The 14,740-nt window shown below is 38.4% G+C and carries 15 protein-coding genes; 12 read left to right on the top strand and 3 right to left on the bottom strand.

Annotated features, from left to right (window positions below; translation table 11 throughout):
• Window positions 1–105: 105 nt before the first annotated feature.
• From rsgA to K4422_RS04985, 9 genes are all read left to right on the top strand, one after another.
• Window positions 106–1,035 carry a ribosome small subunit-dependent GTPase A gene (gene rsgA, locus K4422_RS05025; protein WP_206902555.1) on the top strand — a complete coding sequence of 310 codons (930 nt, stop codon included), beginning with the start codon at window positions 106–108 and terminating at the stop codon, window positions 1,033–1,035.
• A 33-nt stretch (window positions 1,036–1,068) separates the two neighbouring features.
• Window positions 1,069–1,722, top strand: coding sequence for a ribulose-phosphate 3-epimerase (gene rpe, locus K4422_RS05020; protein ID WP_206902554.1), 654 nt, complete (start codon window positions 1,069–1,071; stop codon window positions 1,720–1,722).
• On the top strand, window positions 1,719–2,360 hold the full coding sequence (locus K4422_RS05015; RefSeq protein WP_206902553.1) for a thiamine diphosphokinase: 642 nt from the start codon (window positions 1,719–1,721) through the stop codon (window positions 2,358–2,360). Before rpe ends, K4422_RS05015 begins: the two co-directional genes overlap by 4 nt.
• Before the next feature lie 500 nt (window positions 2,361–2,860).
• A complete protein-coding gene (gene mreC, locus K4422_RS05010) occupies window positions 2,861–3,721 on the top strand; it encodes a rod shape-determining protein MreC (protein ID WP_206902552.1) in 861 nt (286 codons plus the stop codon).
• Window positions 3,721–4,230, top strand: coding sequence for a rod shape-determining protein MreD (gene mreD, locus K4422_RS05005; RefSeq protein ID WP_206902551.1), 510 nt, complete (start codon window positions 3,721–3,723; stop codon window positions 4,228–4,230). The genes mreC and mreD overlap by 1 nt, the downstream gene beginning before the upstream one ends.
• A 190-nt stretch (window positions 4,231–4,420) precedes the next feature.
• On the top strand, window positions 4,421–5,761 hold the full coding sequence (locus K4422_RS05000; RefSeq protein ID WP_230709551.1) for a C40 family peptidase: 1,341 nt from the start codon (window positions 4,421–4,423) through the stop codon (window positions 5,759–5,761).
• A gap of 152 nt (window positions 5,762–5,913) precedes the next feature.
• Complete coding sequence (locus tag K4422_RS04995) at window positions 5,914–6,138, top strand: DUF2829 domain-containing protein (RefSeq protein ID WP_230709549.1); 225 nt, start codon at window positions 5,914–5,916, stop codon at window positions 6,136–6,138.
• Window positions 6,113–6,886, top strand: a complete 774-nt coding sequence (locus tag K4422_RS04990) for a 3-oxoacyl-ACP reductase (RefSeq protein WP_230709547.1) — start codon at window positions 6,113–6,115, stop codon at window positions 6,884–6,886. Before K4422_RS04995 ends, K4422_RS04990 begins: the two co-directional genes overlap by 26 nt.
• Before the next feature lie 150 nt (window positions 6,887–7,036).
• Window positions 7,037–7,549, top strand: coding sequence for a QueT transporter family protein (locus K4422_RS04985; protein ID WP_206902548.1), 513 nt, complete (start codon window positions 7,037–7,039; stop codon window positions 7,547–7,549).
• A gap of 203 nt (window positions 7,550–7,752) precedes the next feature.
• Here K4422_RS04985 and K4422_RS04980 read toward each other — a convergent pair whose 3' ends face one another.
• Window positions 7,753–9,558, bottom strand: coding sequence for a M3 family oligoendopeptidase (locus tag K4422_RS04980; protein WP_230709546.1), 1,806 nt, complete (start codon window positions 9,556–9,558; stop codon window positions 7,753–7,755).
• Window positions 9,559–9,769: 211 nt separating this feature from the next.
• On the opposite strand from K4422_RS04980, the gene K4422_RS04975 reads away from it, so the two are divergent.
• The 3 genes from K4422_RS04975 (at window position 9,770) to K4422_RS04965 (ending at window position 11,864) form a co-directional block, all read left to right on the top strand.
• Complete coding sequence (locus tag K4422_RS04975; RefSeq protein ID WP_230709545.1) at window positions 9,770–10,273, top strand: VanZ family protein; 504 nt, start codon at window positions 9,770–9,772, stop codon at window positions 10,271–10,273.
• 179 nt (window positions 10,274–10,452) lie between these two features.
• Window positions 10,453–11,178, top strand: a complete 726-nt coding sequence (locus tag K4422_RS04970) for a YebC/PmpR family DNA-binding transcriptional regulator (protein WP_206902545.1) — start codon at window positions 10,453–10,455, stop codon at window positions 11,176–11,178.
• Window positions 11,179–11,180: 2 nt separating this feature from the next.
• Entirely contained in the window at window positions 11,181–11,864 is a 684-nt protein-coding gene (locus tag K4422_RS04965; protein WP_206902544.1) for a YoaK family protein, read from the top strand.
• 132 nt (window positions 11,865–11,996) lie between these two features.
• On the opposite strand, the gene K4422_RS04960 is transcribed toward K4422_RS04965, so the two are convergent.
• Entirely contained in the window at window positions 11,997–13,397 is a 1,401-nt protein-coding gene (locus tag K4422_RS04960; protein WP_230709544.1) for a L,D-transpeptidase family protein, read from the bottom strand.
• Window positions 13,398–13,634: 237 nt separating this feature from the next.
• On the bottom strand, window positions 13,635–14,630 hold the full coding sequence (locus tag K4422_RS04955; protein WP_206902542.1) for an L-lactate dehydrogenase: 996 nt from the start codon (window positions 14,628–14,630) through the stop codon (window positions 13,635–13,637).
• Window positions 14,631–14,740: the final 110 nt, after the last annotated feature.

The following is a 14,740-nucleotide window of genomic DNA, read 5'->3' as shown; positions in this document are numbered from 1 at the left end:
CTTTTAGTTACAGTCGGTTTTTATTAAGGTTCAATTTTTAGTAGCAGATAAGCAATGTTCAGAAAAACCAAAAGAAATTTTTCAAACGAAAGTAAAAGCAAAACTATGGTAAAATATGGAAGTATAGTCTTGAACTTTATAGGAGGACAATGGGTGAAAGGTCAAATCAGAAAAGCTTTAAGTGGCTTTTATTATGTAGTAGCAGAAGATACCACGTATCAAACAAGAGGACGGGGAAATTTTCGTAAGCGTAAATTGACGCCCTTGGTTGGAGATTGGGTTGAATTTGAAAGTAGTAATTTAACTGATGGTTATATTTTGGATTTGTTACCACGTAAAAATGAATTAGTGCGTCCCCCAGTAGCCAATGTTGATTTGGGAATTGTCGTCATCAGTATGGTGGAACCGGCTTTTTCTTACAACTTGTTAGATCGATTCTTGGTCAATTTAGAATACAAAGAGATTGAGCCGGTCATTTATTTAAGTAAGTTAGACTTATTGCAGGATACACAGCAGCTTGCGCATGTTAAAGCGGTTTACGAAAAAATCGGCTATAAAGTCATTGCCTCAGAAAATGAGAAAGTAAATATAGCCGCCTTGAAAAAGTTATTTAAAGACAAACTAAGTGTTTTCATGGGCCAATCAGGTGCCGGTAAATCGACTTTATTAAATAAAATCCGACCAGATTTAAAATTAGCTACGGCTGCTATTTCGGACTATTTGGGGCGGGGAAAACATACAACGCGCCATGTCGAATTACTGCCAATCGACGGCGGTCTTGTTGCAGATACGCCTGGGTTTAGTTCATTGGAATTTCAAGATATTACCGCCTATGAGTTGCCTCGGATGTTTCCAGAATTTGTCGCTGCGGCCCCTTTTTGTAAGTTTCGCGAGTGCCAGCATGTCAATGAACCCGGCTGTGAAGTCAAACATCGCGTAGAACAAGGTGAAATTGCATCAGTACGTTATGATAATTATTTGCAATTTTTAGCAGAGATTGAAAAACGGCGTCCAATCTATAAGAAAAATAAATAACCTTTTATTTGAAAATTGTCAGGAGGAGTTTTTATGAAAATTGCACCATCGATTTTAAGTGCAGATTTTGCCAATTTAGCAAGAGATATTCAACGCGTTGAAAAAGCAGGTGTTGATTACATTCACGTTGATGTAATGGACGGGCACTTTGTTCCCAATATTACAATTGGCCCTGCTGTCGTTGCAGCGATTCGTCCGGTAACGAAATTACCTTTGGACTGTCATTTAATGATTGAAAATCCGGAAAATTATATCTTAGACTTTGCTAAAGCAGGAGCAGACATCATTAATGTTCACGTAGAAGCAACACCGCATATTCATCGGGCGTTGCAAATGATAAAAAATGAGAATGTTAAAGCAGGGGTAACCATCAATCCGGGCACTCCGGTTGTGGCCATTCAACACGTATTGCAGATGGCTGATTTAGTATTGGTGATGACTGTAAATCCTGGTTTTGGCGGCCAAGCCTTTATTAGTGAAGCAGTTGAAAAAGTTAAAGAATTGAAAGCTTTAAAAGAAAAATTCGGCTATCACTACGAAATTGAAGTAGATGGCGGAATTGTGCCTGAAACAGCAGAAATTTGTAAAGCGGCTGGCGCAGATGTTTTTGTGGCCGGTTCTTATATTTACAATGCTCCCGATATAGAAAAACGAATTGCCGCTTTGAAAGAAGCTTTGGCCAAATGAATATTTTACTAGTGGCAGGTGGGGATCCTAAACTTTGGCCAGCAGATATTATGGCCAAGCCCTTTGATTTATTTGTCGGAATTGATCGCGGTGCACTTTTTTTATTGGAAGAAAATAAAGAAGTGGCTTTAGCAGTAGGAGATTTTGATTCCTTAAGTAAAAAAGAGCATGACCTAGTGGGACAAAAAGCACAGGAAATCCTATCAGCGATTGCTGAAAAAGATGACACCGATACCCAACTGGCCTTAGCTTCAATTTTTGCAAAATATCCTTTAGCCCAGGTGACGTTAATCGGCGCAACGGGTGGTCGTCTTGATCATTTATTGGCTAATATTTGGCTAGGCGTAGAACCACGCTTTACACCTTTTATGCAGCAAATTACGATTCGTGATAATAAAAACTGCTTAAGTTATTTGCCAGCGGGAAAACATCGCGTAAAAAAAATTCCGGGGCTAAAATATTTAGCTTACTGTTGTTTAACACCTGTTTCAAAACTTACGTTAACAAAAAGCAAATACACATTAGACCAGGTAGAAGTATTACAGCCAACGTCATATGCTAGCAATGAATTTATCGGCCAAGAAGCTGAAATCAGTTTTGCCAGCGGCATTGTAGCAGTCATTCAAAGTCGGGATTAGTAAAACCTAATTTAGCTTTAGCTAAAAAGTAACTAAGCAAAAAAGCTGTTTGAAGTAATTTTTTGTAACAGTTTCTTACTTGAAGCCCAGGCTAGTTCTCTAGTGGTGCTAGCTGGTTAGTTGTCAGTAAAAGTGAAAGCTGCACGTTGTAACTTTAAAAAACGCTCTTATTAAAAGGGGTGTTACGCAAGGTTTGCAAGATGTTTTAATGAAAATAAGTCGGATACCTAAAATGCGCGTAGCAATTTTTTAGGGCCGGCTTATTTTTTTTACATAGGCCTAGCTCGTTCATTTTTTCTACTGGATAAAAATCGCACTTGACGGGTATACAATTACAGTCGCTAAGTTTTAATTTATCCAATTTGTGTAAAGAAGATGATTATTTTACAAAAAATCTCTTAAGAGTCTATACCTGCCTTTTGTTTAAAAGACTTTAGTGGTAAAATCATTACTATCAGTCGCACGCAACCGTGCCGGCTTTTTTCTTGAGGGGTGTATTTGTGAAGAAATTTAATCCGAATAAAAATATTATCATTACGCTGATTTTAGTCATCGTGGTGGTTTCTGTGATAAGTATTACGGCAGCCAGAAGAGCCAATAGCGAAAAAACAAACTTGGGTCAGTCTGTTGCAAATGATAGTGTCGCAATTGTTGACCGCGTTATTAGTGCGCCAGTTAAATTTGTTGAAAATACTTTTAGCAATGTGCACAATTTATTTGTGACTTATAGTGAAAATGAACGGTTAAAAAATAAAATCGATTCTTATGATGAATTGGCACAAAAAACTAAAAATCAAGAACGAGAAATAAAGAAACTACAATCTGAATTGAAGTTAAATGAGACGTTGACAGATTTTGAAAAGGTTTCGGCTAACGTCATTACCCGCTCACCGGATGCTTGGCAGGATATGCTGGTCATTGATAAGGGGTCAAAAGACGGCTTGAAAGTCAATATGGCAGTTATGTCACAAAAAGGTCTCGTGGGTCGGATTGTTGAAGTCAACTTAGCTTCTGCAAAAGTCGAATTACTTACTTCTGCGAATCAAAATTCCAATCATTTTCCTGTTCGAATTTCCGGCAAAGACGGCGAAACTTTTGGTCTACTGCGAAATTATGATGAAAAAACAGGGACGATGATTGTCAATCAACTGACCGGCGAGAAAAAATTAAAAGCTGGCGATGTGGTCCAAACTTCAGGCTTAGGCGGAAATTCTCCGGCGGATTTACCAGTTGGAACAGTCGTTGAATTTAAGTCGGACGATTACGGTCTAGACAAGCAAGTTTATGTGAAACCTTATGCGGACTTATACGATATGTCTGTTGTCACGGTCGTAAAAAGAGCGGTAGGTGACAGTGACTAATGGTAAAAAAAGATACTGTGAAATACTATGCGGCCCCAACTTTTTTCATCTTAATGCTGCTGGATGGTCAGTTTACCCGCTTGTTGGAAAATTGGAGTCGTAATTATTACATTGCCAATGCGCATTTATTGCTCCTTGGACTTATGTGTGGCTGCATGGTTTTATCAAAACGCTACATGTTAATCACCTCAGTAGTATTGGGAATGTTGTTTGATATGTATTATGTCGGCGTATTAGGTATTTACATGGTGGCTTTGCCACTGAGTGTCTGGTTGATGTATGCCTTAGCGGATACGCTGTATCGTAACGTTTTCACGATGTTTTTTGGCATGATTATTTTTGTTACTTTATTTGAACTGGTGACACTGAGCATTCAAATGCTATTTAAACTTGCTGATGTAAGTGATACGTTTTTTATCAGTCGTTTTTTAGGCCCGACCTTGTTAATCAATATGCTTTTATTCATAATTTTTATTTTTCCCTTCAAAAAATTATTTGTTATCGAATAATTTTTGAAGGTTTTTTTTTATGCTTACAACTTTGTCATATAAAAAAGTGCATTTGAAACATTTTTGTAACATTTCGTTTATCTTAATGTCATATGGCTGTGGTACAATTTTCATGTCGTCGGGAAAGGTCTAAAAAAATTCCCGAATAATTAAGAAAAAATTCAAAGTAAGCCAGTCGGAGGAATGAAGAGTGAAGAAGAGTTTGTTATCAGCATTGTTAGTTTGCTCATTAACACTTACAGCAGTTGCAGCTCCCAGTGTAGCCGCGGCAGATACTATCGATCAAAAAATTGAAAATCAAGATAAAGTAATCAACGATTTAAAAGGGCAACAAGCTAGCGCCCAAGCACAAATCGATACACTTGAAAGCGAAGTTGCAGCCATTACAGCTAAAGCCGAAGCTTTGGTTAACGACCAAGTTAAATTAAATAAAGACACACAAAAATTACAAAAAGAAATTGCAGACTTGAAAGTTCGGATTGCAAAACGGGAAGAAGCGATTAAAAAGCAAGCCCGTGACGTCCAAGTGAATGGCCAAAGCACGAACTTTATCGATGCAGTTGTAGAATCTGATTCTCTAACAGATGCTATCGGTCGTGTTCAAGCAATGACAACAATTGTTAAAGCGAACAACGATTTAGTAAAACAACAAAAAGCTGATAAAAAAGCCGTTGAAGATAAAAAAGCTGAAAACGACAAAAAATTAGCCCAAATCCAAGCAAACCAAGCCGAACTTGAAACACAAAAAGCAGATGTTCAAGGCAAACAAGCAGATTTAAATGCAATGAAAGCAGACCTTGCTTTGCGACAAAATACTGCTGAAGGCCAAAAAGCTGGCTTGCAAAAAGAAAAACAAGAAGCAGAAGCAGAACAAGCGCGCATTCGCGAACAAGAAAAACAAGCGGAAGCTGCACGTAAACAAGCACAAGAACAAGCAGCGCAAGATGCTGTAGCGCAAAGCGCAACAACAGAAGAATCTAGTTCAGCTAGCTCATCAGCAAGTAATGGTTCTTCAACTGGTTCAGCAAGCAACTCCAACACATCTTCAAGCTCAACTGGTTCATCAAGTACGAATAACAATAGCAATACTGAATCATCAAACAACAATAATAATAATGGTGGTAGTTCTGCTGCAGAAACACCTAAACCAGAAATTCCAAAACCAGAAATCCCAGCGCCTTCAGGTGGCGGTGTGATTGGTTACGCACAACAATTTATCGGCGTCCCTTATGTTTGGGGTGGTAAAGATCCTTCAGGCTTTGACTGTTCCGGTTTTGTTGGCTACGTTTACTTACACGCAGCTGGCCGTAACATTGGTACTTATACAGTAGCGCAAGAATCTGCTGGTACTATTATTCCTGTAAGTCAAGCACAACCAGGTGATTTATACTTCTGGGGTTCACCAGGTAGCTCACATCACGTTGCAATTGCAATGGGTGGCGGACAATATATTCACGCACCACAACCTGGTCAATCTGTTTCAATCAGTTCTGTTTCTTACTTTGCACCACAATTTGCGGTTCGCATGTAATAAATGAAATTCTGACACGGTCTTCATTTGGAGATCGTGTTTTTTAGTGTAGTCAATCAGTAAAAAGCGTGCTAAAGTAAATATAAATTTGCAACTCGTACAGATAGGTATTTTCTATTTGCTACTCGCTTTAGATAAGGAGAAGAAAACAAATGACATTTGAAGAAATTTTACCCCGCTTAAAAAAAGGAGAAAAAATTATTCGTAAAGGCTGGAGCGGTTTTGAACTTTACGTAACCTTAGTAAAAGGAGAAGTGTATGATAATTCCCCTGTTACGCCTTACTTTTTAATTAAAACTGCTGATGAAGGATTTTCGAGCTTTGCTCCAACGGTTTGTGACATTTTGGCAAATGATTGGGAAATTGTCCATGAGTGAGGATGATAACAGCGCGTTTTTAAATCAGGTGGTTTTCGTGACAGGGGTGGCTTCTGGGATTGGTCAGGCACAAGCTAAAGCTTTTTTAGCTGCCGGTGCTAAAGTCTTTGGTGTAGATGTGCAGGAAGACTTTAGCCAAAATTTTGCAGATCATGGGGAGAACTTTGTTGGTTATATCGCGGATGTATCAAAAAAAGAAGATTGTCTCAATGCAGTTGCCGCTTGCATAACCTGCTTCAATCAAATTGATATTTTATTAAATACCGCTGGGAAATTGGATAACTACAAACCGCTTTTAGAAACCGATGATAATTTATGGCAAGACATTCTTGCGACAAATTTAAATAGCATCTACTACATTACCAAATCCGCTTTACCCGCTTTGATTAAAGCTGAGGGAACGGTTATTAATATGTGTTCAATTGCCAGCCTTGTCGCAGGCGGTGGTGGGATTAGTTATACCGTTAGTAAACATGCTATTGCTGGATTTACGAAGCAATTGGCATTAGATTATGCCAGAAAAGTTCACGTGGTAGGGATTGCACCAGGAGCAATAAAAACACCAATGAATGCCGCTGACTTTGCTGGGGATGGTAAAATGGCTGCTTGGGTAGCGGAGGAAACGCCAGTTAAACGGTGGGCGCAACCTGAAGAAGTAGCGGATTTAACCTTGTTTTTAGCTAGTAGCAAAGCGCGCTATCTGCAAGGCAATATTGTCCCAATTGATGGCGGTTGGTTATTAAAGTGAAGACAGTTTAATAACCAATATAAAAAGAAGCTTTTTTTTGTTCAGGGTCTTTGCTATAGTTAAAGACAGGGAATAAATCCCACTGCACCACTTCAATCCTTTGGGTGCAGTTTATTACCAAGGTGGATAACCTTGCAAAGGAGAGAGTCAATGGATAATCAAATCAAAAAGTTAGGTTCAGTTCACTGGAAGACAGATGAAGTTGCCAAAATGGCCGTTGTTGCGGCGCTATATGTGGTGGTTACGGTTTTTTTAGCTCCTTTTAGTTTTGGCCAAGTCCAATTGCGCGTAGCAGAAATGTTCAACTTTTTAGCCTTGTACAACAAGCGCTATGTGTGGTCTGTGACCATCGGTTGTGCTATTGCCAACATCGCTTCCCCCAATGGGATCCTTGATGTTTTAATCGGAAGTGTCTGTACTTTTTTTGTGTTAGTTATTTGCCGTAAAATTTGTGCGAGTTTTACGGATATGCGGATTAAAATTGCGATTTGCGCTGTGTTATTTGCCTTTTCGATGTTTACTGTTGCCGGGCAACTAACTATTTTATACAAAATGCCATTTTGGATTAATTGGGGATATATTGCCATTGGCGAGTTACTATCTATGACTATTGGCGGGATTATCATGTATACGATTGGTCAAAAAATCGATTTAACAAAATAAATTTCTAAAGCAGACGCGATTGAAGGTCTGCTTTTTTTGTGCTCTTTTACAAGGTAGTTTTCAAAAGAAAGTTGGACGTTTGCAGACTTTCACTGCGGCTAAATCAGAATTTCTTTTTTGTTTTGATCGAGCTACTAAAAATTATCATTGCAAAAAAGGACAGTGACCAAAACGCGTCACTGCCCTGCCAGGTTTTAAAATCCTTATTTTACATATTCTTCTGTTAGTGTCATGAAGTCGTTGATATCATGTAACACCATATCGATTCCTGCTTGCCAGAAATCTGGTTTAGTTAAATCAACATTTAAATGTTTTTGGGCCAATTCTTCTGTTGTCATAGCAGCAGTATCTCGTAATAAAGCAATGTATTGATCTTCAAAATTACCATCACTTTTCATAGCTTGGGCATAAATTCCCATACTAAACAAGTAGCCAAATGTATATGGGAAGTTATAAAATGGTACATCATCAATAAAGAAATGTAATTTTGCTGCCCAGAAATGAGGATGATATTTTGCTAAACCATCGGCATAAGCTTCTTTTTGGGCAGCTACCATCATTTCTGTAATTTTTTCTGGTGCCACTAGACCCTGTTGGCGGGCAGTGTAAAAATCATTTTCAAAAATAAAGCGGGCATGAATGTTCATAAACATCGCAATCGCATTTTGCATTTTTGCATCTAATAAATTGATTTTTTCTGCTTTGGTTGTTGCGCCTTTTAACGTTGCGTCAGCGACGATTAGTTCTGCAAACGTACTAGCAGTTTCGGCAACGTTCATGGCATAATCTTGATTCAAGCGGGGAATGTCCCATAAAACACTGCTGTGAAAAGCATGTCCTAATTCATGGGCTAATGTGGCCACTTCGTTAATAGAATTGCTATAGGTCATGAAAATGCGTGACTCTTGTGTTTCTGGTAATTCGGTACAATAGCCACCAGGACGTTTGCCGGGACGATCTTCTGCTTCAATCCAGCTTTTTTCAAAAGCCATTTGGGCAAAATCTGCCATTTTTGGACTGAATTTGCGGAAGTTATCTAAGATAAAAGCAGCCGCTTCGTCATAAGTGAAAGTGCGTTCTGTCATACCGTCCAAAATAATCGGAGCATCTTGATCTTGCCATTCCATCTTCTCTTTACCGAATAATTGTGCTTTTCTCGTTAGAAAGTCTACGATTGGTTGCTTATTTTTTTGAATAGTTCCCCACATCGCATCAAGTGTGGCTTTTGACATCCGATTGTATTCCAACGGTTGTTTTAAATAATCGGTTGTGCCATGTAATTTGTAAGTGGATAAACGAAAACCATCCAAATGATTTAACGTATCGGCAAATAAATCGGCTTTTTCGCGCCAAACATTTTCCCAGGTGGCAAATAAAGCAGCCCGGACCTTTTTATCAGGATCTCCCATCATTTTATTGAAAGCTTGACCGGCAGATAGTTTTTGGACGTTGCCTGCTTCATCGGTAAAAGGGATCTCAATGGTTGCAACTAGTGTATCGTAGTGTTGACTCCAAGCGTTCAAGCCATCCAAAGATAACGTATTGATAATATTTTCAGCTTCTTCAGATAACAATTCATTCCCATCGCGCCGAATTTCGCTTAAACGAAAGGCAACAGTTTTTAACGCATCGCTTGTTAGGAGGTCAGACCAATCTTGATCTGAAATTTCAGTGAATTTTTTCGCTAAGATTGTTTCACTTAATTGAAAGATTGGTGAGAGTGAAGTTAATTTGCCATAACGGATTTTGGCATCCACATCGGTTACATCAGCAGACATTAGTGCGTTTAAAAATGAACTGCATTGAGAAAAACCGTTGGCAATCTTTTCTCGTAAATTTAATAGAGCTGCTAAATTTGCGGTAATATCACGATCTTTTACCTCAAAATTTTTGACCTTGCTTTGATAGTCTTTTAATTGCTCTTCTAAGAGTTCCATCCGGTCAGTCAGTTCCTTTGATTGACTACCACCAGGGAAAATACTGTCTAAATCCCATGTTAATGCGTACATCTACAACACTTCTTTCTATTAATTTAATCCTTTTTAGTATAGCACAACAAAAGTATTCAGAAACTTCTGAGAGCTTTGAATTTTACAATTATATTGAAACCAATCCTAAAATAATGACCTGGTATTAGAAAATTAAATAAGTCTATAACTATAAAGGAAGATAACAATTACTCGTTTGTGGTAAAATTAGAAACTGAATTGGAGGCGTCATATGAAACGAAATTTTAAAAATCCATACGTGTATTTAGGCATTGCCATTTTCATGATGGTGATTTTATTTATCAGTTCTTCGCAAACGTACCACCAACAATCACAAATCGGTTTTTTGGAAACACTTTTAAAAAATGAGCCCTTAAAAAAGCCCCTAAGTCAGATTGCTTTTAACTATGCCGGCAGTGAAGTCAGCATTGCGGCTAAAGGCTATTTTTCCTTTGTGGAGTTTTTTATTCGTAAAGGAGCACATTTTATAACCTACTTTATTTTAGGCGCAAGCTTGACATTGGCCTTATATTACCGTCAAAAAAATTTCTGGTGGGGTGGCTTCTTTGGTCTCTTAAGTGCCACCGGTTATGCTGCTTTGGATGAATTTCATCAAATGTTAACAGGGGATAGAACGCCGCTTTTTCAAGACGTACTTTTAGATATGTCAGGGGCACTAACAGCGATATTCATCATCTTGCTTTATCTTTTGGCTACTAAAAAAAGACTTTCATAGCTAGATAAGACCTGTGGCAAAAAATGTCAGCGGTTTTTACTTAAAAATAAGGTTCTCGTCATCATTTTGTTCTAACTTATTTTTTGATATGGTCTTTGATTTGAAAAATGTGGATAAAGGGCTACAATAAAGAGGTGAGCCTAAAAGTTTAGGTAAAAGTGTAACGAGGAGGAGTTTAGATGTCAGGACATTCAAAGTGGAACAATATTCAAGGTCGCAAAAATGCGCAAGATGCAAAACGCGGTAAAATTTTTCAAAAATTATCCCGGGAAATTTATATGGCAGCAAAATCTGGTGGTGGTGACGTGGCGATGAACCCAGCATTACGCTTAGTGGTAGATAAGGCCAAAGCTGCCAATATGCCAAATGATAATGTTGATCGGGCCATTAAAAAAGCAACTAGTTCTGCCGATGAGGCAAATTATGATGAAGTAACCTATGAAGGTTATGGTCCTGGTGGGGTAGCAATTTTAGTTCATGCCTTAACAGACAATCGCAATCGCACTGCCACAAATGTCCGCGTAGCTTTTACGCGTAATGGCGGTAATTTAGGGGAAACAGGTTCTGTTAATTATTTATTTGAGCGAAAAGGGTATATAGCCATTGAGCGTGAAGGCCTTGCTGTAGATGAAGATACGATGTTTGAAGATGTTTTAGAAGCAGGTGCAGAAGATTTGATTGCTGCTCCTGAAGTTTTTGAAATTTATACGGCAGCAGAAGATTTTACCGCAGTTAGAGATCAGTTAGAAAAAGATGGTTTTACTTTGGCGCAAGCTGAATTGACCATGGTACCACAAACCACGATTGTTTTAGATGATGAACAAAAAGCTAAATTGGAACAACTTGTAGACAAATTAGAAGACGATGACGATGTTGCAGAAGTCTTTACCAGTATGGAAAATTAAGCATGCAATTACCCAAGTTTAAATTTCTCGACGAACGGATTGCCATTCATGAAAGCTTACCGGTCGGAGTCATGCTGGCTATGGCGGGCGGTTTTTTAGATGCTTATACGTATTTATTTCACGGTGAAGTTTTCGCTAGTATGCAATCTGGTAATGTCATTTTACTGGGCTTAAATTTGGCGCAAGGTAATTTTGACCACATCATTCGGTATGTATTTCCCATTTGTATCTTTTTGTTGGGTATCTTTTTTACTGACGTGTTGAAATTTCGCTTTGAACATGAGCGCTTTGTTTGGCAAAATGTTGCAGTCGCCATTGAGGCGGTGGGGATTTTTTGTGTCGGGATTTTTTCTGATTCTGGTCATAATTTATTGATCAATTCTTCGTTGTCATTTTTTGCAGCCATTCAGTTTGCTACATATCGGCGTTTAGCAGGCTTGCCTTATGCTACGACAATGACGACTGGAAATTTGCGCTCAATTGCAGATTATACGTACCAACATTTTTTCAAAAAAGATCCAACTGCCAGTTTTAAAATCAAATATACGGCCACGATTATTTTTGCCTTTTGTTTAGGGGCGATTTTAAGTACGCTGTCTGCCCATCTTTTTGCTGGAAAAGCAATTTGGTTGGTATCCTTATTGCTATTTGGCGTACTTGGCATTACCATTTATCATCAAAAATGAAATAAGCCTAGCTTAGAAATTTTTTCTAAGCTGGGCTTATTTTATGCATAAAAAAAGACTGCGACAAAAATCTGTCACAGCCTTTTGGCATAATCTTTATTAGACATCATTTTAGCACGACGATTTTAGCAATTAAAAAACTAGGACCGGTGTGCCGGTTGAAACCATGTTGAATAATTTTGCCATTACGTCTGGTGGTGTGTTGATACAGCCGTGGGACCCACGTGTTTTCCAAAGATCGCCACCATAGGCTGGTTGCCAGTCTGAATCGTGAATACCAACGCCAGTCCAATCAATAGGCATCCAGTAATCTACTGGACTAGCATATTTTGTTCCGTCATCATTTTTGCCTCGGAGTGTTTCGTTGCGAGATTTTTCCCAAACATAGAATACGCCAGGTGGTGTTGGTGATTTTGGTTTACCCGAAACAATATCGGTTTCCAGTGCAACCGCACCATCTTTGTAATACCACATATGTTGATTTTGTAAGTCTACTTCAATATACGTATTGCCGACTAAAGGTTTGTCAGCTGTGCCACTGCCTTTTACAATTGGTGAGCGCGTGAAGTTTTCACCCTTCATAATTTGTTCCATTAGTGCGGGTACTTCTTGATCTGTTTGGATAGTCCAACTTAAAGTGCCATCTGGAACTGTCACATCACCCCGCAGTGTGCTTTTGAAGTTTGTGGGATTACTACTTGTATTATATTGTTGACCTAGTTCGGTTACATAACCCGTTACTTTGTCTTTATTTAAGGTAACTTTACCATCTTTATATTCCAACCAGTCCATGATAGTGGTTGTTGGAATTTGGAATTGGTCACCATTAATGGAATAATTTGCTTGAATTTGGGCAACTTTATTTAAAGCATTTAATTCTTCTTTTAATTTTGCATCATTGGCGGTAACTTTTGGCTTTTCAGTATAGTTGGTTAACTCCAAGCTGTCTTTATTACTGCTGACTGCTTTTTTGACGTCAGCCACGACAGCTGCAACATTAACGGAATTTCCTTCGACCTCAGGAGTCACTGTAAAACCGCCAGGACCTTTTGTTAAAGTAGCATCTTTTGTTTTTGTACGGCTTTTATTAAATTCATTTAATTCATTTTCAATTTTTTTAATCGCACTGGTAAGTTGATCTTCGTTGACTGCCACGCCGTCTAATTTATCGTCACTTTCAGCAAAGACATACGCCACGCCCCACTTCCAACGATTTTGGGCATCTTTGATTTTTTCCAAATCTTTGGTGTAGTCAGTTTTTAAACCTAAGTCAACTTTTTTTATCGACTGCCAATTTGTGCCATTATCTTTAATATCAAAGGTTTGCTCATCGGCGGCCCCTTTTAGTTTCGCATTGGCTTCTTTGACCGTCAAATTTGCAATGCTTGTTTCATTAATTTTTGTATTGGGTAAAAAATGATCGCTATAATGAAAGCTCCGCGCGGCATAGGCGCCCCCGGCAATAACGAACAAGGCTAAAAAAATAGCAAGAATCACTTTAGTATGTTTTTTGTGGCGAGAAGCTCTAGTCATCAGATATCTCCTTAAAGCGTTTAGTTTTATAATAAAATTATATCGAGAATATCATAGCACAGATTGTGAAAAAAGCGAAGATTATGCTTAAAAGACAATAAAAAATTTAAAACTGCTATTTTCATTAAGTCTACCTTTAATGAAATGATTAAGGAACCTTATTTTGAAATTTTTTATCAAAAAAACCTGCCAACAAAAATGCGGGCAGGTTTTTTGATTAGATTGAATTATTTAAGCTTATTTAGCAGCGTCTTCGGCTTCTAATTTTTTGAATGCTTCATCTACAATATCTTTTAATTGTGAAGCAGAAGCGTTCATACGGTCTTGTTCTGAGTCAGTCAATGGAATTTCAATAACTTGTTGAATTCCTTGGGCGTTAATGACAGCAGGTGCACCGATATAAATATCGTTTAAGCCGTATTGACCTTCCAAGTAAACAGATAATGGGAAGACTGCATTTTCATCATTTAAAATAGCGCGGGTAATTCGTGCCAAGGCCGTTGCGATACCATAGAAAGTTGCGCCTTTTTTATCGATGATCGTGTAGGCTGCGTCACGAACACTAAAGAACAAGTTAACCATAGCTTCTTCATCGACGTCAGGATTGTTTTTAATCCATTCGTAAATTTGTAAGCCGGCAACGTTAGCGTGTGACCAAACTGGAAATTCTGAATCGCCGTGTTCGCCTAAAATATAGGCATGGACATTGCGGGCATCTACTTTAACTAATTCCGCAATTTTTTGGCGGAAACGAGCAGAATCTAAGGAAGTACCTGAACCGATAACGCGTTCTTTTGGAAAACCTGAGAATTTCCATGTTGAGTAAGTTAGAATATCAACTGGGTTAGCGGCAACCAAGAAAATGCCGTTAAAGCCAGAAGCCACGATTTGAGTTACAACGTCGCGGTTAATTTTTAAGTTTTTATGAACTAAGTCTAAGCGAGTTTCACCTGGTTTTTGAGGTGCACCAGCAGTAATAACAACTAAATCGGCATCATGTGCGTCTGCGTAAGTAGCTGAGTAAATTTTCTTAGGAGAAGTCCAAGCTAGGGCATCAGTTAAATCTAATGCGTCGCCTTCAGTTTTTTTGACGTTAATATCGACGATCCCAACTTCTTGGGCGATATTTTGAGTTACAAGTGCAAAAGCATAACTAGAACCAACAGCTCCGTCACCTACTAAGATAACTTTTTGGTGGTCTTTTAAGAAAGCACTCTTTTTTCCATCTGTCATGTTTGTTTCATCCCTTCTCAGATTATTTCCTTCACAAGCAATCCTATCATTTCAGTTATCTTTTGTCATGCGATATGCCTCGATATAATACAGTTTTATCAGCTGTTTCT

Source organism: Enterococcus sp. SMC-9, assembly GCF_021011285.1.
Lineage (GTDB): Bacteria > Bacillota > Bacilli > Lactobacillales > Enterococcaceae > Enterococcus_C > Enterococcus_C montenegrensis.
Note: the sequence above shows the minus strand (reverse complement) of the source record. Positions and strands in the feature narration are given on the sequence as shown.